Source organism: Agrobacterium deltaense RV3 (assembly GCF_900013505.1).
GTDB classification, from domain to species: domain Bacteria; phylum Pseudomonadota; class Alphaproteobacteria; order Rhizobiales; family Rhizobiaceae; genus Agrobacterium; species Agrobacterium leguminum.
This window is the reverse complement of record NZ_LT009747.1, coordinates 1-22,902: the sequence shown is the minus strand read 5'-3', so window position 1 is coordinate 22,902 and position 22,902 is coordinate 1. Positions and strand designations below refer to the sequence as shown.

Here is a 22,902-nt window from a genome sequence, read left to right as displayed (position 1 = left end):
GAGCATGTCAATGAAGGGCATTTTGAAAACAACTTTTGGGGCGCTGATTACCGTCAGTGCCCTAGCGCCCGCTGCTCGCGCCGACGGGGTAGATCAGTTGCCCCCAAGCGAGAAGAAAATCTACGAAATCGTCGATCCGCAGATTCCGCTGGGGGCAAGTGCATACAAGGACTTTAAACCAAAGAAAGGTCCGCCATGGAAGATCGGTTACGCCAGTAGTTACGCCGGAAACACATGGCGAGCCGCTGCTCTGGACGCAGTCATGAACGATCTTCTTCCAAGGTCCAAGGAAGCCGGTCTCGTGTCCGAAGTCGTGGTTACCCAGTCAGATCTGAAGGATGCCGTCCAGATTCAACAGATGCGGCAGATGGTGGACGATGGCGTCGATGCGATCATCATCTGCTGCTCCAACGTCACGGCGCTGAACCAGACGATTGAATATGCTTACAAGGCAGGCGTTCCTGTCTTCTCGTTTTCGGGCTACGTGACGTCGCCTTACGCAATTAACGGTGCTGCCAATCATGCACAGGGTGGCGGCGAGATGGCGAGCTGGCTTGCGGAAAAGATCGGAAAGAAGGGCAATGTTCTTCTCGTGTCCGGTATTCCCGGATTTGCGTCTTCGGACAGTTTCGACAAGGCTGCGAAGGAGGCGCTCGCCAAATATCCCGACATCAAGATCGTCGGAGAGGTCGCGGGAAAATGGACCGACCAGGTTGCCCAGGTTGAGGTCCAGAAGTTTCTTGCAACGAACCCAACCCAGATCGATGGAATCCTGACGCAGGGCGCCCAGGAGAATGGGGTTCTCAACGCTATGCTTCAGTCCGGTCGGGAGATGGTGCCGATCACGCTGGGCGGCGAGGCATCCGCTGCGTGCTACTGGAGACAAAACCCCGAGTTTGTCGACTCCAGCTTCCATATCTGGCCACCGCGACGCGAGATGCAGCAGATGTGGGAGATCATGCTCCGGACGCTCCAGGGGCAGGGCCCGAAAGTGCAGACGTTCCTTCGTCCGGTCCTGCCTTACACGATCGAGGACGTTCGGGCTGCGATCCCGGAAAACTGCGATCTCAACTCGACTGATTTCGTCGAGCCTAAAGCGGACGGCTGGTTCCCTGCCGCAGTCGCTGACCAGTATTTCGAGCGCCCGGCAGACCCCTGGAAGCCCGTTGCGAAATAAGATTGACCTGCCTGGCGGACGATCGCCGGGCAGGTCCCCCTGCATGGGAAAGGCTTCGCGTGGACGTTGGGAATGGAGGATTTCCGATGCAAAGTGAAATTACGATCAAGTTGATCGATGTCGCCAAATCGTTCGGCGAGACCAAGGCGCTAAAGAAATGTGACTTCGAAGCCAGGGCTGGAGAAGTCCATGCCATCGTCGGCGAGAACGGCAGTGGCAAGAGCACGATGGCGAAGATCATGTCTGGCGTATTGCACCCTGATTCGGGAAGTGTTTCCGTTCTTGGAGAGAGGGTGATGTCCCCGACCGACGCAAAGCGGATCGGATTGACGACGATCTTTCAGGAAGTTCTTGTTGCCGACGAAGCCACCGTACTTGAAAATCTGTTCGTCGGACGGGATGGTATCTTTCTCTCTCAACATGCCGGCAATCGACGCGCCGAAGCCGGCGAAATCCTGGGACGCCTTGTCGGAAGGCCCGTTGATCTCGACCAGGACGTCGGTGGATTGCCGCTCAGCATCAAGCAGTGGATCGTGATTGCGCGCGCCGTTCTGCGCAAGCCCAAAGTGCTGATCCTTGATGAATCTTCGGCGGCGCTTGATCTCGATTCAACGATTCGCTTGCACGCTGAAATTGATAGGTTGCGCGCAGAAGGGGCCACCATTCTGATCGTGACCCATCGCATCGCGGAGCTCGTCCGAATTGCTGACAGAGCAACGATCCTGCGTGACGGCGTCACAATAGGCACGCTCGAAAAGCACGAGATTATCGAAGAAAACCTTCTCGCCATGATGACGCCGGCTGATCGCCACGCAAGCGATGTGAAAGCCTACGCCGCCAAACGTGGAGTTCCTGTCGCCCCCCCGGTAATGAGCGTTAAGAACCTAGCCACTCATGCGTCCGTGGTGCCGTTCGATTTCGATCTCCCCAAAGGCGCGATCGTCGGTATTGCGGGCCTCGATGGGCAAGGACAGGATGCCTTTGTCCGCGCGGTCGCGGGTATCGTTCAGCCATTCGGCGGTGATGTTCAGATCCGGTCCCACGATACCGACAGAATGATGCCGATCAACACCCTTGAGGATGCAGCACGGGCCGGTGTCGCCTACGTGTCCGGCGATCGCAAGCGTGAAGGCATCATCCCTCAGCAAAGCATCTTCGAAAATCTTTCCATCGGGGTTTATCGAAAAAACCTGGGGCCGCTGGGGATCATCAGGAAAGCGAACCTCAAGCCTATGTTCAGGCGCGAGGTTGATCGGCTTCGGATCAAGATCGGAAGTCCCGCGCACAAGATCACGTCGTTGTCGGGTGGCAACCAGCAGAAGGTTCTGATTGGCCGCGCCTTCGCCAACGATCCAGCTGTCATCGTGCTAAACGACCCAGCCCGAGGGGTGGACCTCGGCACCAAACGCGATCTCTACCGCGAGCTTCGTCTGTTCACCGAGAAGGGTGGCAGCGTGATCTATCTTTCGAGCGAGATCGAGGAGTTCATCGGCTTCGCGGACCGCGTCGACGTCTTTTTTGGCGGTAGGCTGTTCCGCTCATTGGCAGGCGACGAAATTGCAGAGGAGCCGATCCTTTCTGCGATGTTCGGGAAATCGAAAAACGCTGCCGTTGATTTCGATCTGGAAAGGACCGCATGATGTCCGTCACCGCATTTCGCCAATTCACCCAGGATCGATCGCTTTACGTTCCCGTGGGCCTGTTCCTTGCTCTGCTGCTAGCCGTTGCGGTGCGCGGGCAGGGCTTGTTTACAAACAACGGGCTTGCGGGCGCACTACTGGTCGCGACGCCGCTGGTCCTGGCGGCACTCGCGATCACACCGATCGTGATGGCCGGCCGAGGAGCGGTCGATCTCTCCATTGGCCCTCTGATCGGCTTCATCAACGTTACCCTCATCACCTGGCTTGTGGGTAACGGCGTCACCAACCCCGTCATCGTCATATCATGGGCCGTTGGTCTTGGAGCAACTTTTCAACTGCTTCAGGCTCTGGTCATCATCTATGTTCGGGTGGCACCGATCATCGTCACGCTTTCCGGCTTTCTCGTACTCTCCGGATTGAACCTGATGGTGATGTCGCGCCCTGGGGGCGTGGCACCCGACTGGATGCTCACCTGGGGCGCAGGGACCGAAATCCTGTCACCGGTTCTGCTTCTGCTTGTTGCAGCCTATGCCCTGTGGGGTGTGTTACGGAGGACCACGTTTTACCGCAACCTACGCATGACAGGGGCCGACGAACGAATGGCCTACACGAGCGGTGTCCAGGTCGACGCTGTCCGCATTATCGCCCACATCGTTGGAGGAGCATTCGCAGGGCTCGCCGCCCTGAGCTACACCGCGTTGATTTCGTCCGGTGACCCGACACAGGGAAGTACCTATACGCTGCAAGCTGTTACAGCTCTTGTTCTGGGAGGGGCCAGCCTTTCGGGCGGGCGGGGCGGGGCCCTCGGTTCCACCCTTGGTGCCCTTAACATGTTCCTCATCTCGTACCTTCTGTCGACGTTCAACTTCGGCACCGTTTCCGGTTTCGTCACACAGATGGCATTCGGCCTGATCCTCGTGGGGTCGCTTCTTGTGAACGTCTTCGTCGTCAGCCGACGCGCTACGGTTTGAGGGAGTAGAAAAATGGTTGCCACAGTCATGAACACGCAAATTAAGTCAGTTGAGAAGTCCAACCCGTTCAAGGCTCACAAGAGCATCGCCATTGGCTTTGCACTCCTCGTTTCCCTTCTGGCGCTCGGCGCGCTGCTCGTCCCCGGTTTCATCTCCTCCCAGAATGCACGCTCCATCCTTCTGCTTGCAGCATTTCTTGGGCTGGCTTCGATCGGGCAGACACTATGCGCCCTGGTCGGCGCGCTCGACCTCTCAATCCCCTATATCATCGGAGGCGCGAATATCCTTCTGCCCAGCCTTATGGTTGCGGGGCTTCCCGCGCCCGTAGCGATGGTGATTGTGCTGCTCCTTGGAGCACTTGTAGGAGCCGCCAATGGCTCTCTCAGCTTCAGGCTCCAGGGCCAGGCTCTGATCATGTCGCTCGGCGTTGGTTTTGCTGCGGTTGGTGCCGTCCAGATATACACGTCGCTGGGATCGGCATTCGGCGGGACTGTGTTTGCTCCCGTACCGGCATGGCTCAGAAACATATCGGCATTCAACGGAAAGTTCTTCGGCCTGCCATTACCTCCGGTCATCATGATCTGGGCAGTCCTCGCCGTGATGCTGGGCTGGTTCATGCACAACACCTGGTTTGGTCGCAGCATCTATGCAGTTGGCGGAAGCAGGACCGCGGCAGCTCGCCTGGGAATCTCTGAATTCAAGGTCTGGACCATCATTCATAGCGTGAGCGGTGCCATGTCGGCGATCACAGGCATGCTTCTTCTTGGCTTTTCCGGCGGTGGCTTCGTCGGTGTCGGGGATCCATATCTGTTCACCACAGTGGCCGCGGTCGTCATCGGAGGAACGTCGCTTTTGGGCGGCGCTGGCGGTTATGGCGCTACAATGCTTGGCGTACTCGTACTGACTGTGCTGACCTCTCTACTGGTCGGCCTTGGACTGAGTTTTCCCGCCCAGCAGGCCGTGGTCGGTCTCCTCATCGTCCCGATGGTCGCCATCTACGCGCGCTCACCACACATCCGAAATCAGATTTAATCAATTCCACTGAAAGGAACACCCATGGCCATCTCCAGCACCCTTCTCGGCCGCCTGAAGGACCAGTCTCTCATACGCGAGGAAATGCTGGTGGGAGGAAAGTGGTTGAGCGAAGGGGAAAAAGGCACGCGCATCAACGTTATCAATCCGTCCACCACGGATACACTAGCCTCACTGCCCAGCGCTGGCCTTCAGGATGTCAGAACAGCGATTGAAGCCGCGAAGGCAGCACAGAAGAAATGGGCGAGGGTTTCAGCGAAAGAGCGCTCCTTTGTCATGAGGAAATTCTACGAGCAGGTCGTGGCAAATGCCGAGGACCTGGCTGTTATCCTGACGTCGGAAATGGGCAAGCCTCTCGCCGAAGCCCGTGGAGAAGTAGCGTACGGCGCTTCCTACATCGAATGGTTCGGCGAGGAAGCCAAGCGTGTCTACGGTGATACCATTCCGGGGCATCAGGCGGACAAGCGCCTGCTCGTCATCAAGCAGCCGGTAGGCGTCGTGGCTGCGATCGCGCCGTGGAATTTCCCATCGGCAATGGTATGCCGCAAGATCGCGCCGGCACTCGCCTCTGGCTGTGCAATCATCTTCAAGCCGGCCGCCGAAACACCTTTGTCGGCCCTCGCGCTCGCGATACTTGCTGAAAGGGCCGGAATTCCCGACGGATTGTTCAGCGTTCTTCCGACAGATAACGCGCGGATGTTCGGCGAAGAAGTCTGCTCAAATCCGGTTGTCAAGAAACTGACTTTCACCGGTTCGACTGAAGTGGGTCGGATTTTGATGGCTCAGGGCGCACAAAAGATCATGAAGTTAAGCCTTGAGCTTGGTGGCAACGCACCCTTCATCGTTTTTGACGACGCCGATGTCGACGAGGCCGTCGAAGGAGCAATGCTTTCCAAGTTCCGCAATGCCGGCCAGACCTGTGTGTGTGCCAACCGCCTTTACGTGCAAAGCGGGATCTACGAGAAGTTCGTGGAGAAGCTGGCAGCGCGGGTGGGCGCCCTTAAGGTTTTGGATGGTTTTGAGGACGACGCGACCATCGGGCCGCTGATCAACGACGATGCGGTAGAAAAGCTCTACAACCACATTGATGACGCTATTTCCAAGGGAGCAACCGTTGTTGTCGGCGGCGAACGCGACGCGCGCGGCGGAACGTTCGTTCAACCGACACTTCTTTCGGGTGCGAAAAAGAACATGAAAGTCGCACGGGAGGAAACGTTTGCGCCGTTGGCTCCGGTCTTCAAGTTCGAGACGGCCGACGAAGTCATCGAACTGGCAAACGACACAGAGTTCGGTCTGGCCGCATACTTTTATGCCAACGATCTCCGCAACGTCTGGAAAGTCACCGAAGCTCTGGAGTACGGCATGGTCGGTGTAAACACCGGTCTCATCTCGACAGAGGTGGCGCCGTTTGGCGGGGTCAAACAATCCGGCTTCGGCCGCGAAGGTTCGAAATACGGCATGGATGACTTTCTGTCCATGAAGTACGTCTGCATCGGCGGTATTCAGGCCTGATTTTTGCGCGGGTGGCGGGTTTTAACACTCGCCACCAAACAAGACACCCGTTCATAGAGGGGCCAATGGCAAACTTCAGAGAAAGCGAGTACACCTCGGTTCAAGATCGCGCCAGTCGCCTTCATGACGACGTTGAGCATCGCGATCAGGAATGGGCCGATCTCGCCGCTCAGGCAATTGTCGAAGGAAGAACTGTCCCGGAACGACAGGATGCGCTTGGGAGAAGACGATAGCGCGAACTTCGCGCAAAATTTCCCCCGATATGCAGAATGAACTTACGGGTCCGAGAGACCGTTTCGGGCCTAGTAGGTTAGGGGATCGTCAGTCCTGAGAGCAAAAGCCTGAATGTCGTTCGCGTTACGGTGGCATGCCGGGCGTCTCCGGTTCCATAAAATAAGGCAAAGTCCAGCTCGTCAGTTCCAAATCGCTTCTCTTCGAGACTCGACCAGATCCAGCCGATCTTCGAGTTCCCGTTCCGGGTAGGGGCCGTGAATACCACGGCCCTTACCCGGCGTCGCCTTGGGAGGCCTTAGCTTTCATACGTAGGACCGCTGGCCGTCGGCTAGCGCAACCTCGATCAGATAATGCCCGTTCTTAGTGATCCTGCTGGGGTAATATTTTGTCATGGCAGGTTCATGCGGTGTGAGGATTCGACTCATGTCGAACTGAACCGTTTTGAGGATATCGTGCGTGGCAAAGACGAGGTTCGTCTGGCTGCCGAAGGCAAGCCCCACCGGCAGGTAAACTGGATCTTCCGGGATGCCCCCGTGCATGTTGTCATGTCGATAGAGCAAGTCACCCGTATAAGTATAGACATCTTCGCTTGCACTCTTCCCATCGTTGCGGATGACGACATACTGCGATGCTGCGGTGTGGGTGTCACGCGCCAGCCTGACGTCGATTCCAGGAAAGAGATTGTCGACGTTTCCATCGATGCCGCGCATGCGTCCTTCACGTGCGAGTTGGACAGCATATAGCATGTCTCCCGTATCGGTCGCCGTCAGCAGCCAACGGAAGCGACGGTCGAGCGCCATGATTGAAACCCACGCTGCGAGCTCGTCCTGCTGGATATGGAATGTCGCGTTTGGGAAAAGCTCCAGACCACCCATATGGTCGAAATGAGCGTGCGTCAGTATGACGTCATCGACCTCTTCTGGAGCGCATCCCACCTCTGCTAGAATCTCTTTGGGCGGAAACCAGTTCTGCACGTTGAAGCGATCCATGAATTCTTTTCCATGCGAGGCGTAATTGACACCGCAGTCGAGAAGGATCGTTCTTCCATGCCCTTTCAGAAGGGTATAACAATAGGGTAGTTTCTCGTTTCCCACATTGTGGCGACCGTAAACCAGCGAGCTTGCCGGTGCATCCGGGACCCAGGCGAATTCAAGCATCCATATTGAATAATCTGACAAATTTTCCTCCCGCCCATTTCAATTAATTGCGGATTTATGAAGCGCGCAGCATGAGTGTTTGAAGTCCACCACCTCAAATCCCGGTAGGCATTTCGAAGCGCTTCGCAGTTCTTCCCAGGCTTCGCTGAGTGGCCCGAGCGGATCGCGCGCTGTTGCCAAAGCTGACAGCGTCTTGTCGATGTCACGCAGACTTATGGCAAGCAGTCGTCCTGCCTTGCCAAGATGGCGATGAAAGTGATTCGAGCGCGGCGTTGGCATCAGTGAACGGTACTGCTCGGTCCCGATCTCAACCAGAGACGCAGCAGCCTTCTGAACCTCCAGATCAAGAACGTGACGCGATTTGGTAATTGCCAGCAAAACCAGCAGTCCAGCCATGCGGTTCGCCGCACCGTGAAAGCTCTCGAAGCAGGCTTGAGCAGCGACGGCATAGGATGCAGTCTCGTCGTTGAGAATTTCGGCAACCCGTAACTGCGACGAAGAGCCAGTAACTCTCTTCATAATCATGCCGCGTCCTCACCGGATACGATTGCAGCAGGAAGCTGTCGCCCGAGAATGAGGTCAGCGGCTTTCTCTGCGATCATCAGAGTCGATGCGTTCGTATTCGCGGACGGCATCGAAGGCATGATCGAAGCATCACACACCCGCAAGTTTGTGAGCCCGTGAACACGAAGCTCCGCGTCAACGACGCTACCGGGCTTCGAACTGGGACCCATGCGGGCGGTTCCTATCATATGGTAGACCGTTGTTCCCTTCTGCCGTGCAAAGTGGAGCAGTTCCTCATCGCTGTCGAGGCTAGGCGACGGTGATGTCTCTTCGTCTATGTATTTAGCAAGAGCATTCGAACGGAATAACCTTCTTGCTAGGCGCATCCCACCGATCAGTGCCTTTTGGTCGACCTCATGGGAAAGGTAGTTGGGCTGGATCGCTGGGGATTCGAACGCGTTAGGGGATTTGATGTGTGAAGACCCGAGACTTTCGGGCCGCTCTTGCCAGACGCCGAGAGTGAGACCTGGATGCTTGTCAAGCAGGCCGACCACCCCCTCGCGAAAACTCGCGGGCGCGCAGGCAAATTCGAGGTCGGGCCTGGGAAGACCCGGTTCCGATTTCCAGAAGATGTGAACGAGAGACGGACTAACCGCCAAGATGCTTGGCTTGCCGAGCACCCAACGGGCGATCTGACCAAGAAGGGCAGGTCCTTGTGCCACGTCGTTGATCGTGCTGATATCCTTCACACGAGCCACCATGCGGACGGCGTAGTGATCCCTGAGATTATTCCCCACACCCTGAAGTTCGTGGAAAATGTCGACGCCGGCACGCTGCAGGACATCGGCGGGGCCAACCCCCGAAAGTTGAAGGAGCTTTGGCGTGTTCAAGGCACCGGCTGTGAGGATTACTTCGCGAGAGGCACGAACCTCCCGGAGCGATCCTCCTTGGCCTCCGGTGGCATATTTTACGCCGACTGCCTTCTTGCCTTCAAAGATGATCAATGTTGCCTGGCTGTCGGTCCGGACATCGACATTTCCACGTCGAGTGGCTTTTCGCAGAAAAGCCCGGGCGGAACTATGTCGGAACCCTTTGTAGATTGTGCGCTGGAAATATCCCGCGCCATCCTGTTTGGCTCCGTTATAATCAGGGTTGCGCGGAATACCGAGTTCGACCGCTGCGTCGATCAGAGCATCGCTGACAGGATGGTGCCAATCAAGGTCAGTAATAGGAAGTTCGCCGCTACGGCCTCGATATGTTTCGTCTGCTTCGCCGATGCGGCGTTCGGAGCGCTTGAAATAAGGAAGAACTTCATGGTAGCTCCAGCCTGGGTTTCCCTCCGCTGCCCAGTTGTCGTAATCAACCGCCTGGCCCCTCACATAGTTCAAGCCGTTGATCGAACTGGAACCACCCAATACACGTCCCTGCGGTAGGGAAAAACTCCGGTTGTTCGTGCCGGGATTGGGCTCCGATATAAAGTTCCAGGTCAGCTTCTTGCTGTAAATGTTCTTAATATAACCAGCGGGAATGTGGATCATCGGATTGATGTCCCGGGGGCCGGCTTCCAAGAGGCAGACTTTGAAACCCGCCTCGCTTAATCGATTGGTCATCACGCAGCCAGACGTTCCCCCGCCTACAACAACGTAGTCGAACATCTCTCCCCTACTTCGCGAGCTTGGCATCTCTCCTCCAGATATAAAGCTGCCTACCGGTCCACCCATGAAGCGTGGACCCTGAATCTCATTGAATGATCATCGAATGACGCCTAGTGGTTCATTCGCAGAATTGGCTTGATAACCTTGCCGCTCTCTGAATCGGCCATCGCTTCATTGATCTGGTCGAGATCGTAGAACTTGACGAGCTTGTCGAACGGGAACCGACCTTGTTGCCAATATGCAATTAACTCGGGGACAAACTTGGAAGGAATGCTCTGGCCCTCAACGACCCCCACGAGCGTGCGTCCGAAAAGGAAATTGCCGATATCGACAATGCCTTCTGTGCCAAGCGCTGACGATCCAACCAGACCGCAGGTGCCAGGGGTAGCGAGGCAGTCAACAGCTTGCCGGAAGACCCGAGGCGAACTGGTGCACTCGAGGCTGTAATCGACGCCGGCGGAAACTATTTCTTTTATCGCCTTGACGCTTTCAATCTTGCGCGCATTCACCGTATGCGTCGCGCCAAGCTCGATTGCAAGCTCAAGACGCTCGTCGTTTAGGTCGACGACAATGATGGTTGAACACTCCGCAATTTTTGCCGCCATCACGGCCGCCATTCCCACGGCTCCTGCGCCAAAAACAGCTATGGACGACCCGGGCTTCGGCTTCAGGCAGTTGAGAACGGCGCCCGCGCCAGTCTGAAGTCCGCAGCCGAGCGGGCCGATCAGTTCCAACGGAACATCCTTGGAAACTTTGACCGCATTGCGTTCGCTGGCGATTGCATAAGTGGCAAAAGATGATTGCTCGAAAAAGCAGCCGCTAATCTGCGTCCCGTGCGAATCGTGAAGCGGGCAAGATCCATCAGGCCTGGTGCCGCGGAAATTTCTGCCGAAAAAGTCCTCGCAATAGTACGGTGTTCCCGCCAGACACCTCTCGCATTTTCCGCAGTAAGCGTAGCTGAGGGCGACGTGGTCGCCGGGCTTGAGATCTTTGACATCGCTACCGACAGACTCAACGACCCCCGAGCCCTCGTGGCCTAGAACGACTGGCTGCGGTACGTCATATCCTTGGTCGCGGACGACCATGTCGGTATGGCAGACACCGGATGCCACAATGCGAACGAGAATCTCATCCGGACGGGGCTCGTCGATTCCAATACATTCCAGAACGAGAGGTTTCGCCGTCTCGCGCGAGATGGCGGCATACGCTTCTTTCATAAAATTGCTCCTCCGACGCGGCTTCGCGTAATCACGGCAACCTAGCGTATTATCAGACAATCAGTCAATTAATTTTGATATATCAACCCCGATTTCGTGTTTGACGCTTTTGTTGCTGACAAATAATCTCATTTTATTTCAATTAGTTATGAAGTCATGCTGGCCCACCTTGGACACCCAACCAAATGTCCGTCCTGTTTCAAGTGCAGCATTTCTTGACAGATTGACTGATAAAAACTAGCAATTCAAGGGCTTTTTCAGCGTAAGGTCTCATATGGAGGAGGAAGATAATGTTTGAAGCACCGCGGGCTTGGTCGAGCCAGTCGATGAAAGCTGCTCAGATTGCTGGAGTACGAGGGCAAGTATCTGTCGCCGAAGTGCGCATACCGGAACTGGGGCCGGATGACGCGCTTGTGCGGGTTGTTGCATCAGGAATTTGCCGGAGCGACTGGCACCTCTGGAACGGGGATTGGGAATGGGTCGGAATGAAGCTCCAACCCGGGGCGGTCCTCGGCCACGAAATTGGGGGGATCGTTGAGGCCGTTGGATCCAATGTCAGGGCAGTCCGACCCGGTCAGCGCGTGACAGTTCCTTTCAACCTGGCCTGTGGTCATTGCCATCATTGTTCGCGCGGCGAACAGAATATTTGCGACAACGCGGCGGTGCCTCACCTAATTCCCGGATCAGGCGGTTGGGCGCAATATATGAGGGCGCCAAATGCGAATCTCAATTGTGTTCCGCTTCCTGAAGGCGTCGATGAACTCACTGCCGCAGCTCTCGGCTGCAGGTACATGACGGCTTGGCGCGCGATCCAGGGGCGCGGCGCCCTGAAAGGTGGCGAATCTGTTGCGGTGTTTGGTTGTGGCGGAGTTGGGCAAGCTGCGATCGAGATAGCGGCTTCGCTCGGCGGTCGTGTCATTGCGGTGGATGTTGACGAGGCGAAACTATCACGAGCCCGCGAGATCGGCGCGCACGATGTCATCAATGCAAAAGGACTTGCTCCAGAGAACGTGGGAGAAGCTGTACGCCTGATCACTGAACGCGACGCCGGAGTTGATCTCGCTGTCGACGCACTCGGTAGCTCGGCAACCGTTCATGGCGCTCTTCACGCGCTGAGGAAGGGAGGCCGGCTCTCGCAAGTCGGTCTAACCTCTCAGGCAGAAAAGGGAATAGTAGCAATTCCCCTGGACATGATTGTTCTTAAGGAGCTGGAGATCCGTGGGAGCTTGGGCAATCCCCAAAGTGAATATGGGGACCTCCTTGGCCTTGTCGCATCGAAGAGGCTGAACCCAACAGCATTGGTCAGCCGAACGGTCTCACTCAACGATGTCGAGTCGGTGCTACATGATATGGACGCCTACAAGACGAGTGGTTACGTGGTCATCACCGACTTCAACTGACTCCATAAAGCGATCAGATCGCTGGGTTTTCCCCGGCGGGCATCAGTTTCCTCAACGGGGAAAGATCGCGACCGAGGTGATAGGCGACGGGATGTGCGGTTGGTAGCTCGATAGCAAGCACCTCTTCGACCGGTAAGCGTCCAATAACCCGGCGGATCCGAAGTATATTGCCATGGTAGAAAATAAGTACGCTATCACCACGGAGTACAAGCAAAATACATTGATTATCATGTAAGGCAAAAACCGCGCGCTGGCATCTCTGATGCTTTCGCCGCCTGGAGGCGCTACAGTATAGGAGCGCCTCCAGATATGTGCAGGTCGTCACCCCATCGCGAACGTGCTTCGTCTTTATTCATTCCCGAGAGCCCTCTATAGTCTCGCTCGTCGAAGGCGGCAGTCGTATGGGGCTTCAGGAGGGCTCTGTTCGTTTCGGTGAGGATAAGATGGCAGGTGTCAATGGCGCGGCTCAATCTGGAACTGAAGGTGCAGTCGAAGGTGATGCCGTTAATGCTGACCCACGCTCCCGCCATCCTGCTTTCCCGCGCGGCCAAATTCGTCAGCCGCACCTCCTTACCGCCAGTGAATTCATTTCGTTCGTCGCCGGCGCTTTGACCTTGTTGGACGAGTACCGATGTTGACATGCGCCTCAAATCCTTCGTCCAGAATCTTGTCTTATTGTCTTATCGCGAGAGAACCTGAAGTTAATGTCAGCAAAAACAACTGGATAACAAAGAATGCCGTCTGACATGAATTGAATGCTTCTATATCATTGACAGATTGTCTGATAATTTATAAACATTCAATCCGCCGTTCTGGGGAGAGTCCGGCGACGGCTGGAGATCAGGGGCTCTCAGAAACGCAGACAAAACTGGCCGCTCTGGTGGCAAGAGGAGGAGAATTCGATGAAAAGACGTACATTCCTGCAAGCGGGCAGTGCGCTGGTCGCCGCCAGCGCCTTTGGAGCGCCAGGCATTCTGCGGGCGCAGGACGCGATCACTCTATTGCCTGACACATGGCCTTCCGAAGGCGAAAATCCTGTAGTGGAAGCGGGAAAGTTCGCTAAGTCGGGCCCTTGGAAGATAGGCCATAGCCACTATGGCCTTGCAGGTTCAACGCACACCTACCAAACGGCATTTGAGGCTGAATACGAAATCACCAAAAACAAAGATCGTGTCGCCGACTATCAGTTCAGGAGCGCCGACCTCAATGCGTCCAAGCAAGTTGCAGATATTGAAGATCTTATCGCGCAGAAGGTGGACGCGATCATCATCGCGCCCCTGACGACGGGCTCCGCGGTTGAAGGCATCAGAAAGGCGAAAGCCGCAGGCATCCCCACGGTTGTCTATCTCGGCCGCGTCGACACCGAAGACTTCACCGTTCAGGTACAGGGCGATGACTTCTATTTCGGTCGCGTGATGGCCCAATTCCTGGTCGACAAGCTCGGCAACAAAGGCAAGGTATGGGTATTGCGCGGCGTCGCCGGTCATCCGATCGACGCTGACCGTTACGCTGGCGCCATGGAAGTATTCAGCAAGTCTGGCCTCCAGATCACGTCAACGCAGCATGGCAGTTGGTCGTACGAGGACTCCAAAAAGATCGCGGAAAGCCTCTATCTCTCGGACCCCGATGTAGCGGGTGTTTGGACCGATGGCGCAAACATGTCCCTTGGCGTGCTCGACGCTCTCCAAGAGGCAGGCGCTTCGACCATCCCTCCGATTACAGGCGAGGCCCTGAACGGTTGGATGCGCCGCTGGAACGACGAGAAGCTATCGTCGATCGGTCCGATCTGCCCGCCAGCCTTGTCCACAGCCGCGCTTCGCGCGTCGTTCGCATTGCTGGAGGGAAAGCCGATCCAGCGCAACTGGACCAACCGCCCGAAGCCGATTGTCGATGAGACGCTATCCGAGTTCTACCGCGCTGACCTGACCGACGCCTACTGGGCTCCGACGGAGATGCCGAACGAGAAGCTTCTTGAATATTTCAAGGCCTGACCGAAGCCGGGCGCGGACAGTCCGCGCCCGCATGTCACTCGAAAATGGAAATGTTCATGAGCATGCTTGTCGAGATGGTTGGTATCAACAAGTCGTTCGGCGCGACCAAGGTTCTGTCGGACGTCAGGTTTTCACTCGAGCGCGGCTCTGTGCACGCGCTCATGGGCGAGAACGGTGCGGGCAAATCAACGCTGATGCGTATCCTCGCGGGCGTCTATCAACCCACCGCGGGAAGCGTCCGTCTGCGGGGTGAGGCCGTCAGTTTTCGGTCGCCGAAGGAGGCCCGCCTCGCTGGGGTTTCCACGATCTTTCAGGAATTCACACTTATCCCCAACCTCACTGTCGCTGAAAACATGTTTCTCGGCCATGAGCCGCGTCGTGCCGATGGCTCGATTGACCGTGCGGAGGTCGTCCGGCGTTCAAGCCAGTTGCTTGCCGACGTGTTTCCGCAATTGGACGCGATGGCGATCGTGGAAACCTTGACTGTTGCGCAGCAACAGGCAGTGGAGATCGCAAAAGGGCTTACCTCCAACGCAGACGTTTTCATCTTCGATGAGCCGACCGCTGCTTTGAACTCAACGGACGTGGCCCACCTGTTCAAGGTGATCCGGGATCTGAAATCCCAGGGGAAAGCGGTCGTATATATCTCGCACCGCATGAACGAGGTTTTCGAACTTTGCGATACCATAACCGTCATGAAGGACGGGGCCTGGGTGAAGACCGCCAAGGCGAGGGACTTCAATCTCCATTCCCTGGTTGCAACTATGGTCGGGCGGGAATTGCAGAGCTTCTTTCCTTCAAGGTCTCGAGAGACCGGAGCCCCAATGCTCCAGGTTTCGGAGCTTCGTCTAGACGACAACCGTGACTCGGTCGAGTTCGCAGTGCGAAAGGGCGAGATTATCGGCCTGGCGGGTCTTGAAGGGCAGGGACAGCGTGAGATCATGCGAGCGGTGGTGGGTGTCGAGCCGGCCAAGGCGATAAGCGTCCGCCGTCGCGGCAGCGACGACCGGATGAGCGAGGTGGATGTGTCTTCGGGTGTCGCAAGCGCTATCTCGGCCGGTATTGGATTTATTCCAGAAGATCGCAAGCAGGAAGGCTTGTTTCTCCGGCTGCCGATCTACGACAACATCGCACTGGGTAAGCAACTAAACCGCAACATGGCGAGTGTCGCGTGGCGGTCTGCCTCCAAGGTGAGGGAGATAATCAGATCACTGCGCGTCGCCGCTGCTGATCCCGGCGCTCCGGTAGGAAAGCTATCGGGAGGCAATCAGCAAAAGGTACTTTTAGGGCGGTGGCTGTTGTCTGGTGTCGACATTCTCGTCATCGAAGAGCCAACGCGCGGTGTCGACGTCGGAGCAAAAGCCGAAATCTACAGACTTTTGCGGGACTTCAGCGATCAGGGCGGGGCGGTTATCGTCTCGTCGCGCGAGCATGCGGAACTGATCGGACTTTGTGACAACATCCTTGTGGTTCACGACAAGCAAGTCGTCGGGCAGATGCCTGCAGCTGACGCCACAGAGGAATCCATCCTGGGAACCGCACTTGGTTCGAACTCCGCGCACGAACCGCGCGCTGCGGTTCATTGAGGAGCAGATATGAATACCGTTGCAAACCTTCTGAAGGTGCCATACCGGGCAGGAGCGATCCGCCTGTCGATCGGGACGCTCCTCGTCCTTCTACTGGCATCCATAATATTGCTGCCTGGCTTTCTTGCCCCGGAAAATCTCTCAAACCTGCTGGCGCAGTCCACAGTGCTTGTCATTTCCGCACTCGGTCAAACGTTCGTCATTCTCACCGGGGGTCTGGACGTGTCGGTCGGGTCGATCATCAGCATGACAACGACGATTATGACGCTTGATTTGCCGGAAGCGGTACGCGTACTTCTCTGCATCGGCGCCGCCGTCGCGTTTGGTCTCGTGAACGGGTACGGGGTAGCCCGGCTCAACGTGCACCCGATCATTATGACCCTTGCGACGATGGGCATCGGCCAAGGTCTGGCACTTATCATCCTCCCGATTCCAGGCGGTCGCGTTCCTGACTGGCTCTCGGTGTCAGTTGCAGGCTCGGTCGGCCCAATACCGAATTCCCTGTTCTGGTTAATCGCCGCCACGGTCGCGGCAGCTTGGTTGCTCTATCGTAGACCTTTTGGCTTGTACCTCTTCGCATCAGGCGGCAATGACTTCAACGCCCGTATGAACGGCGTTCCGGTCGAAAGAACAGTCATAAAGGCGTACATCTTCTCGGCGCTGTTCGCGTGCGCGGCAGGCATGTTCCTGGCGGGCCGTCTGGCGTCAGGAGATCCCAAAGGCGGCGCGTCGTTCGGAATCGAATCAGTCACCGCTGCCGCACTCGGCGGTGTCCATCTAGCCGGCGGTATCGGCAGCATCCTCGGCACGGTCGTAGGCGCGGCAATTCTCGGTGTCGTCAACAACGTGATGAATCTCGCCAATGTCTCGGCATTTCTCCAGTCGGTCGTAAAGGGCCTTCTGCTGCTTGCACTTGTCGTGTCGCAACGCCGCAAAACGATCGGGCTCTGAAAGACATGGACCTCTCAATGACTTCATCAGATACAAAAAATGGCACGCCAGTCCGCCGTTCGACACCCAAACATCTCCTCTCGTGGGTGCTAGGGCTGCCCCCGGCATATTACGTCCTTGCCATTCTCATCGCCATCGCGCCCGCGGTGAGCGCGACCCTGATCAACCCGAATTACTGGTTCGTGATCCTGAAGCAATCGGCGCCGCTCGGCATTGCCGTTCTGGCCCAGTCACTCGTCATGCGGGTCCGGTCGATCGACCTGTCGGTTAGCGGCGTGTTCGCATTCTCGATCTACCTCGCCAGTTCCGGTTTGCTGAACAAATACCCTCCATTTGTCATCGTTCTGATGCCGATCGTCATCGGTCTCGCCGTCGGTTTGATCAACGGCGTCCTTGTAGCTTACATCCGCGCCTCTGCTGTCATCGCGACGTTGAGCGTGTCCGCGATCCTTATCGGAATCGTCCAGTACATGAGTGCCGGCCGCGCGCCCGGTTCAACGCCGAGTTGGCTTCGTGTTCTAACGAGCGGGAGTATTTTTGGACTGTCCTATTCGGTCATAGTCTGGATCGGGATTTCAATCATCGTCGCGCTGGCATTTCGTTTTCTGATTGTCGGCCGCTACTTCCGCGCCGTGGGTGACAACCCGCGCGCGGCGGAAACAACCGGGATTCCATTGGCTCGCACTATCTTCATTTCCCACACGCTGGCCGGAGCGCTGACCGGGATTGCCGCACTGGTTCAGGTGTCCGCACTCGCCGTCGGCACGATCAAGCCGGGCTTCGACACCTTTATGAACGCTCTCGCCGCGACAATCCTCGGCGGCGTCACGTTCGGAGTCGATCGGGGTGGCGTCGCGGGGCCGTTCGTAGCAGTCGTCGCCTTCAGTTTTCTGTTCGCAATGCTGACCGTCTTTGGAATCCAGGAGCCGGGCAAACTGATCGTTCAGGGCGCGATCATCGCCCTTGCCGCGATCATCTATGGAGCGCGCACCGGCCGGGTCTGAAACTGGTCAGATTACCGCTGAAGAGGTCATTCCCGTTGTAATCGGGAGAACGCAGGAGAAAGAAATGGTGAAGATCACAGCGGCGGTTGCCGTAAAGCCCAAAGCCCCACTCGAATTTCGTGAGCTTGAACTGGCGGATCCTGAGGGAAACGAAATTCTAGTTCGAACCGTTGCCACGGGTATCTGCCACACCGATCTGCTACTGCGCGACGGGATTTTCGGACCACCCGCTCCTGTCATACCCGGACACGAAGGTGTCGGCGTCATCGAGGCCGTCGGACCGGACGTTCAAGGCCTCAAGGTTGGTGACCACGTTGCGCTCAGCCAAAGTTCCTGTGGTTATTGCGCGGACTGCCGCCGCTCCCACCCGATGAACTGTGCGAACTACACGCAGTACAATCTGACAGGGCTTCGTCCGAACGGCAAGAAAGCTCTGTTATGCGATGAAATCGGAATAGGCAGCAACTTCGTGGGGCAGTCATCGTTCGCCACATATATTCTAGCAACAGAAAACAACGCCGCACTTCTTCCCAAGGAGAACTTCGACCTGACGAATGCAGCTCCCTTGGGTTGCGGCATGGCGACCGGCGCAGGTACCGTCATTAACGCCATGAAGCCAGAGATAGGCCAGACTATCGCCATTTTCGGTGCGGGAGCCGTCGGGATGGCGGCGGTGATGGCTGCCAAGGTCAGGCGATGCAGCAAAATCATCATCGTCGATCTCAACGAACAGCGACTCGCGATGGCGAGGGAGCTAGGGGCCACCCACACGATCAACGGAAGAGATCCGGATGTCGTTGAGCAGATTCATGCGCTGACGGATGGCGGGGCGGATTTTGCGATCGACGCCGTCGGCATCATCCCCGTGATTTTGAATTCAATCAAATGTACGCGTGCCGGCGGTCATGTGGTTCTCCTCGGTCTCGATGCGCTTGGCAAGGATATCCCGATTCCACTCGACCTCATGGTTTTTAACCGGAAGATTCAGGGAGCAATACTCGGCGACCAAATTCCGCAGCTGTTCATTCCGCAGATGGTCGAACTCAATCAGGCCGGGTTATTTCCCTTCCAGAAGCTGATCACGAAGTATCCGTTTGAGAAAATCAACGAAGCCATCGCCGATGCGGAAGCTGGTCGAGTGATCAAACCTGTTATCGTTTTCAATTAGGAGCCGATTTGCATGACATCTAGCAAGACAGAGGAACAGCACCTCATCGTCGAATTCAGGACCACGACGCAGAATCGGGATCGCGTGAAGGAGCTTCTTCAAGAGTTCATCGGACCAGCGCGCCAGGAGAGGGGTTGCCTATATTACGATCTCTATCAGCGTTCCGACGACCCCAATATCTTTTTCATACTGGACGGCTGGGCAAATGAGGCGGCGGCCGCTGGACATGGTGAGCATCCGAACGTCAAGCGTGTGCTTGAGCCGCTTCTTCCGTTACTGTCCAGTCCCCCGTCGATCATCGTCAACAACCGCATTAGTGACTGAATAGGCATTCACAGGTTTGTCGAAAGGCGCGCTCCTCGTCTGGAGCGCGTTTTTTTGAAAGTTCGGATGGGGATAACATGACTGAGCATCGGGTTGTTATTGTAGGAGGCGGCTTCGCTGGCCTCCAATTGGCAAAAGATCTCAAGGGGCCAGGAATCTCTATCACGATCATCGACAGGCGGAACCACCATCTGTTCCAGCCGCTTCTTTACCAGGTGGCTACAACGGTTCTTGCGACCTCGGAAATCGCTTGGCCAATTAGAGCGGTTTTCCGCAGGCGGAAGGATGTCACGACGCTGCTCGGCGAGGTGGTCGGTGTCGATGTCGATCGTCGGCTCGTTTCTCTGAAGGATGGTAACGCAATCGCATACGACACACTCGTTTTAGCGACCGGCGCTCGGCATGCATATTTCGGGCAAGATGAATGGGAGCGCTTCGCTCCTGGGCTGAAAGCGCTAGAAGACGCAACGACCATTCGTCGCCGGCTTCTTCTTGCTTTCGAGAGAGCGGAACTTGAAACCGATCCCGAAGCGCGAAACGCCTTGTTAACCTTTTCTATCATCGGCGCGGGGCCGACCGGTGTTGAAATGGCAGGGATCATCGCCGAACTGGCGCACAGAACGCTTGTCGAGGAATTCAGGAGCATCGACACAGCCGCCGCTCGGATTCTCCTCATCGAGGCAGGCCCCCGTGTCCTGCCAGTCTTTCCCGATTCCTTGTCGCGCTACGCCGAGCATTCACTTGCGAAGATGGGTGTCGAGGTTCGGACAGGACGGCCGGTGACGGCTTGTGACGAGGACGGGATAACGATTGGCGACGAGTTTGTGCCAAGCCGTACCATAATATGGGCGGCAGGCGTTCAGGCGTCCAAGGCTGCCGTGTGGGTGGGAACGGATAAAGATCGGGCAGGGCGGGCAATCGTACAGTCCGACCTGACAGTCGCGCAACGCCCTGAAATCTTTATTATCGGTGACACTGCCTTCGTAAAGACCGGCGAGGGAAATCCTGTTCCCGGCGTGGCACCGGCGGCAAAGCAGCAAGGCAAATACGTTGCGAAAGTCATACGGGCCCGTCTGAGCCGAAAACCGGCTCCCCCACATTTCAGGTATAAGCATCTCGGAAATCTCGCAACGATCGGCCCGAGCTCGGCTGTGATCGATTTCGGGAAGGTCCAGGTTAAGGGATCCCTTGCCTGGTGGATCTGGGGCCTCGTCCACATCTACTTCCTTATCGGAACAAGAAGCCGCATGGCGGTGGCGCTGAGCTGGCTCTGGGCATTCGTTTCCGGACACCATTCCGCTCGTCTAATTACTCAGAAGGAGACGTTGAAGGACGAAATCTAGCATCAGAATAACAGGCCGAACAACATGGGGAGAGTGTGGGAAATGTCGTTCATGCAACATATCAGCATCAAAGCTAAAATCGTGCTCTTGGTGGTTCCAATCTGTGCGGTCGGTCTCGCGGGACTGGGGTTTGTATCGCTCAAATTTCGAAGCGCTTCGCAAAGTTATGTAAGTTTCATCGCAGAAGACGGCGCTGCCGCCATCCACATGGCGCGTGCGAACCAGCACTTCACGGCGGTTAGCTACAACGCATACCAAATCCTCTCGTATGACACCAAGGATCCAAGCATCAAGAAATTTGCCCTCTCTTACGAGAACAATAAGGCGAAGCTTCTCTCGGAACTGCGGCTGGTCAAGCGCTTGGCACCAGACCACGTGCGTTCGATTGACGGTTTTATCGGGGCAGCGAACGATATTTTGCAGTTGACCAATCAGGCGGTACAGTCTGCCCTGAAAGGGGATTCTGTCGCGGCGACAGCGTCGTTGCGCAAGGCAGATGTGCTCATCGCCAATCAAATACTCGCTGTGAGAGATTGGTCCGATAAATTTACGCAGTCCGTCGATAACCAAAGTAGCGAACTTGCGGCCGATGCCGATACCACCAGTAAATACTCGCTTGTCGTCATCGGCTTGGCCTTCGCTGCTTTTCTATTTGCTTCTCTCATTGTCTCATCGCGATTTATTACCAAACCAATCGTCCGGCTGAGGGACAGCATGTTTGCGCTTGCACAAGGTGAGATGAGCACTGAGGTGCCGGGGGCTGATAGACGCGATGAGTTGGGGAACATGGCCCGCGCGGTTGCCGTTTTCAAAGCTAACGCAGTAGAGAGGGAGCGACTTGAACAAGAGGGTGAACTCACGAGACTTTCTGTCGAACAGGAGCGGCGCGCGCAGGAAGAGCGCAACGTTGCAAATTCCAGAGCGACGGATTTTGCCGTAAAAACCCTTGGTACAGCACTCCGACGCCTGGCTGAAGGTGACCTCCTTCACCGGGTGGAAACACCGTTTCGAGAAGACCTCGACGCACTCCGCTTTGACTACAATTCTTCGGCGGAGAAGCTGTTGGCCGCCCTGCTTTGCGTCAATGAAAATGCAGGTAGAATTGAGCTCAATTCTGGGGAGATCACCTCGGCAGCGCTCGACTTATCAAACAGAACTGAGCGACAGGCAGCGTTTCTCGAAGAGACCGCGAGCGCTGTAGCTCAGGTCACAGTGACGATAAAAGATAGCGCCGTCCGTGCCTCAGATGCCAAAGGTCGTGTTGCGCAAGCTCGGGCTGTTGCAGAAGCTTCTGGTGATGTGGTTCGGAATGCTGTGGAGGCGATGCGTAAGATTGAGACGTCGTCGCGAGAGATTACAAATATCATTGCGGTCATAGATGAGATCGCGTTTCAGACCAACCTTTTGGCTCTCAACGCTGGCGTGGAAGCATCCCGGGCTGGCGATGCTGGCCGCGGCTTTGCAGTCGTCGCACAAGAAGTTAGAGAACTGGCACAACGTTCTGCGACGGCGGCCAAGGAAATCAAGGAGCTCATTTCCAGCTCGGCGCTGCAGGTAGAAAAAGGAGTTGGTCTTGTTCACGCGACTGGGACGACCTTGAATCAAATCATTGCCGAGGTAGCCGAGATCGACAGCGACATTGCCTCGATCGCCGCCGCTGCCCAGGAACAATCGTCTTCGCTTCTAAACATCAATGATTCCGTTGCCTCCATTGATCGCGAAGTGCAGAAAAACGCATCCATGGCTGAGGAAACTGCTGCAGCGGGAACACAGCTTGGCTTGGAGGTTGAATCGCTTTGTAGCTTGCTGACCCAGTTCAGGATCGTGTTAGAGACACCAGATCGCGTGGATCAGGCTGATGACGATAGCTTGGCGCTCGCAAGCGCTCACGGCTGATAACACATAGTTGGTGCGGAATTACAGGGTGGCGATCAAGCAACGGGTTTTGGGCACGTGCGGGCCCACGGTTTAGAGTAAAACGCAACAGCCGACTAACCGCCTAGAAGTTCCATAAGATAGATTACGCGATCTTTGTC

At 56.3% G+C, this 22,902-nt stretch carries 19 protein-coding genes; 14 read left to right on the top strand and 5 right to left on the bottom strand.

All coding sequences use genetic code 11. The features are described from left to right. The first annotated feature begins 10 nt into the window (after positions 1–10). From AGR7B_RS23775 to AGR7B_RS23755, 5 genes are all read left to right on the top strand, one after another. Positions 11–1,177, top strand: coding sequence for an ABC transporter substrate-binding protein (locus AGR7B_RS23775; protein ID WP_080858240.1), 1,167 nt, complete (start codon positions 11–13; stop codon positions 1,175–1,177). Positions 1,178–1,263: 86 nt separating this feature from the next. After that, positions 1,264–2,817 carry a sugar ABC transporter ATP-binding protein gene (locus tag AGR7B_RS23770; protein ID WP_080858239.1) on the top strand — a complete coding sequence of 518 codons (1,554 nt, stop codon included), beginning with the start codon at positions 1,264–1,266 and terminating at the stop codon, positions 2,815–2,817. Beyond that, positions 2,814–3,788 (top strand): ABC transporter permease, encoded by a 975-nt coding sequence (locus AGR7B_RS23765; protein WP_080858238.1) that lies wholly within the window; start codon positions 2,814–2,816, stop codon positions 3,786–3,788. The genes AGR7B_RS23770 and AGR7B_RS23765 overlap by 4 nt, the downstream gene beginning before the upstream one ends. 12 nt (positions 3,789–3,800) lie before the next feature. Further along, positions 3,801–4,820 (top strand): ABC transporter permease, encoded by a 1,020-nt coding sequence (locus AGR7B_RS23760; RefSeq protein WP_080858237.1) that lies wholly within the window; start codon positions 3,801–3,803, stop codon positions 4,818–4,820. A 24-nt stretch (positions 4,821–4,844) separates the two neighbouring features. After that, positions 4,845–6,332 carry an NAD-dependent succinate-semialdehyde dehydrogenase gene (locus tag AGR7B_RS23755; protein ID WP_080858236.1) on the top strand — a complete coding sequence of 496 codons (1,488 nt, stop codon included), beginning with the start codon at positions 4,845–4,847 and terminating at the stop codon, positions 6,330–6,332. Between the two features lie 536 nt (positions 6,333–6,868). Here the strand turns inward: AGR7B_RS23755 and AGR7B_RS23750 are convergent. The 4 genes from AGR7B_RS23750 to AGR7B_RS23735 form a co-directional block, all read right to left on the bottom strand. Then, positions 6,869–7,744 (bottom strand): N-acyl homoserine lactonase family protein, encoded by an 876-nt coding sequence (locus tag AGR7B_RS23750; RefSeq protein ID WP_236762430.1) that lies wholly within the window; start codon positions 7,742–7,744, stop codon positions 6,869–6,871. A gap of 18 nt (positions 7,745–7,762) precedes the next feature. Continuing rightward, positions 7,763–8,248 carry a hypothetical protein gene (locus AGR7B_RS23745; protein ID WP_080858234.1) on the bottom strand — a complete coding sequence of 162 codons (486 nt, stop codon included), beginning with the start codon at positions 8,246–8,248 and terminating at the stop codon, positions 7,763–7,765. Next, positions 8,245–9,882, bottom strand: coding sequence for a GMC family oxidoreductase (locus tag AGR7B_RS23740; RefSeq protein ID WP_236762429.1), 1,638 nt, complete (start codon positions 9,880–9,882; stop codon positions 8,245–8,247). The genes AGR7B_RS23745 and AGR7B_RS23740 overlap by 4 nt, the downstream gene beginning before the upstream one ends. A gap of 110 nt (positions 9,883–9,992) precedes the next feature. After that, on the bottom strand, positions 9,993–11,099 hold the full coding sequence (locus tag AGR7B_RS23735) for an NAD(P)-dependent alcohol dehydrogenase (protein WP_080858232.1): 1,107 nt from the start codon (positions 11,097–11,099) through the stop codon (positions 9,993–9,995). A 290-nt stretch (positions 11,100–11,389) separates the two neighbouring features. On the opposite strand from AGR7B_RS23735, the gene AGR7B_RS23730 reads away from it, so the two are divergent. Beyond that, positions 11,390–12,499, top strand: coding sequence for an alcohol dehydrogenase catalytic domain-containing protein (locus AGR7B_RS23730; RefSeq protein WP_208616063.1), 1,110 nt, complete (start codon positions 11,390–11,392; stop codon positions 12,497–12,499). Between the two features lie 284 nt (positions 12,500–12,783). On the opposite strand, the gene AGR7B_RS26330 is transcribed toward AGR7B_RS23730, so the two are convergent. Further along, a complete protein-coding gene (locus AGR7B_RS26330) occupies positions 12,784–13,140 on the bottom strand; it encodes a histidine phosphatase family protein (protein WP_245317756.1) in 357 nt (118 codons plus the stop codon). A gap of 261 nt (positions 13,141–13,401) precedes the next feature. Here AGR7B_RS26330 and AGR7B_RS23720 point away from each other — a divergent pair, with 261 nt between their 5' ends. The 8 genes from AGR7B_RS23720 (at position 13,402) to AGR7B_RS23685 (ending at position 22,762) form a co-directional block, all read left to right on the top strand. Continuing rightward, positions 13,402–14,490, top strand: coding sequence for an ABC transporter substrate-binding protein (locus AGR7B_RS23720; RefSeq protein WP_080858231.1), 1,089 nt, complete (start codon positions 13,402–13,404; stop codon positions 14,488–14,490). A gap of 56 nt (positions 14,491–14,546) precedes the next feature. Then, positions 14,547–16,076, top strand: a complete 1,530-nt coding sequence (locus AGR7B_RS23715; protein ID WP_208616062.1) for a sugar ABC transporter ATP-binding protein — start codon at positions 14,547–14,549, stop codon at positions 16,074–16,076. Positions 16,077–16,085: 9 nt separating this feature from the next. Then, positions 16,086–17,027: an ABC transporter permease gene (locus AGR7B_RS23710; protein ID WP_080858229.1), complete on the top strand. Its 942-nt coding sequence runs from the start codon at positions 16,086–16,088 to the stop codon at positions 17,025–17,027. Positions 17,028–17,032: 5 nt separating this feature from the next. Further along, positions 17,033–18,031: an ABC transporter permease gene (locus AGR7B_RS23705; protein ID WP_080858228.1), complete on the top strand. Its 999-nt coding sequence runs from the start codon at positions 17,033–17,035 to the stop codon at positions 18,029–18,031. 64 nt (positions 18,032–18,095) lie between these two features. Beyond that, complete coding sequence (locus tag AGR7B_RS23700) at positions 18,096–19,199, top strand: NAD(P)-dependent alcohol dehydrogenase (RefSeq protein ID WP_080858466.1); 1,104 nt, start codon at positions 18,096–18,098, stop codon at positions 19,197–19,199. A gap of 12 nt (positions 19,200–19,211) precedes the next feature. Continuing rightward, the gene (locus AGR7B_RS23695; protein ID WP_080858227.1) at positions 19,212–19,523 is read left to right on the top strand and encodes a putative quinol monooxygenase; all 312 of its coding nucleotides are present in this window, start codon (positions 19,212–19,214) and stop codon (positions 19,521–19,523) included. A 77-nt stretch (positions 19,524–19,600) separates the two neighbouring features. Then, entirely contained in the window at positions 19,601–20,866 is a 1,266-nt protein-coding gene (locus AGR7B_RS23690) for an NAD(P)/FAD-dependent oxidoreductase (protein WP_080858226.1), read from the top strand. A 51-nt stretch (positions 20,867–20,917) separates the two neighbouring features. Beyond that, positions 20,918–22,762: a methyl-accepting chemotaxis protein gene (locus tag AGR7B_RS23685; protein WP_162934258.1), complete on the top strand. Its 1,845-nt coding sequence runs from the start codon at positions 20,918–20,920 to the stop codon at positions 22,760–22,762. Positions 22,763–22,902 lie beyond the last annotated feature (140 nt).

Excerpts from the sequence above, each read along its gene's own strand:
- AGR7B_RS23775 (WP_080858240.1), top strand. The coding sequence starts at position 11 with ATGAAGGGCATTTTGAAAACAACTTTTGGGGCGCTGATTACCGTCAGT.
- AGR7B_RS23770 (WP_080858239.1), top strand. The coding sequence starts at position 1,264 with ATGCAAAGTGAAATTACGATCAAGTTGATCGATGTCGCCAAATCGTTC.
- AGR7B_RS23765 (WP_080858238.1), top strand. The coding sequence starts at position 2,814 with ATGATGTCCGTCACCGCATTTCGCCAATTCACCCAGGATCGATCGCTT.
- AGR7B_RS23760 (WP_080858237.1), top strand. The coding sequence starts at position 3,801 with ATGGTTGCCACAGTCATGAACACGCAAATTAAGTCAGTTGAGAAGTCC.
- AGR7B_RS23755 (WP_080858236.1), top strand. The coding sequence starts at position 4,845 with ATGGCCATCTCCAGCACCCTTCTCGGCCGCCTGAAGGACCAGTCTCTC.
- AGR7B_RS23745 (WP_080858234.1), bottom strand. The coding sequence starts at position 8,248 with ATGATTATGAAGAGAGTTACTGGCTCTTCGTCGCAGTTACGGGTTGCC.
- AGR7B_RS23740 (WP_236762429.1), bottom strand. The coding sequence starts at position 9,882 with ATGTTCGACTACGTTGTTGTAGGCGGGGGAACGTCTGGCTGCGTGATG.
- AGR7B_RS23735 (WP_080858232.1), bottom strand. The coding sequence starts at position 11,099 with ATGAAAGAAGCGTATGCCGCCATCTCGCGCGAGACGGCGAAACCTCTC.
- AGR7B_RS23730 (WP_208616063.1), top strand. The coding sequence starts at position 11,390 with ATGTTTGAAGCACCGCGGGCTTGGTCGAGCCAGTCGATGAAAGCTGCT.
- AGR7B_RS26330 (WP_245317756.1), bottom strand. The coding sequence starts at position 13,140 with ATGTCAACATCGGTACTCGTCCAACAAGGTCAAAGCGCCGGCGACGAA.
- AGR7B_RS23720 (WP_080858231.1), top strand. The coding sequence starts at position 13,402 with ATGAAAAGACGTACATTCCTGCAAGCGGGCAGTGCGCTGGTCGCCGCC.
- AGR7B_RS23715 (WP_208616062.1), top strand. The coding sequence starts at position 14,547 with ATGAGCATGCTTGTCGAGATGGTTGGTATCAACAAGTCGTTCGGCGCG.
- AGR7B_RS23710 (WP_080858229.1), top strand. The coding sequence starts at position 16,086 with ATGAATACCGTTGCAAACCTTCTGAAGGTGCCATACCGGGCAGGAGCG.
- AGR7B_RS23705 (WP_080858228.1), top strand. The coding sequence starts at position 17,033 with ATGGACCTCTCAATGACTTCATCAGATACAAAAAATGGCACGCCAGTC.
- AGR7B_RS23700 (WP_080858466.1), top strand. The coding sequence starts at position 18,096 with ATGGTGAAGATCACAGCGGCGGTTGCCGTAAAGCCCAAAGCCCCACTC.
- AGR7B_RS23695 (WP_080858227.1), top strand. The coding sequence starts at position 19,212 with ATGACATCTAGCAAGACAGAGGAACAGCACCTCATCGTCGAATTCAGG.
- AGR7B_RS23690 (WP_080858226.1), top strand. The coding sequence starts at position 19,601 with ATGACTGAGCATCGGGTTGTTATTGTAGGAGGCGGCTTCGCTGGCCTC.
- AGR7B_RS23685 (WP_162934258.1), top strand. The coding sequence starts at position 20,918 with ATGCAACATATCAGCATCAAAGCTAAAATCGTGCTCTTGGTGGTTCCA.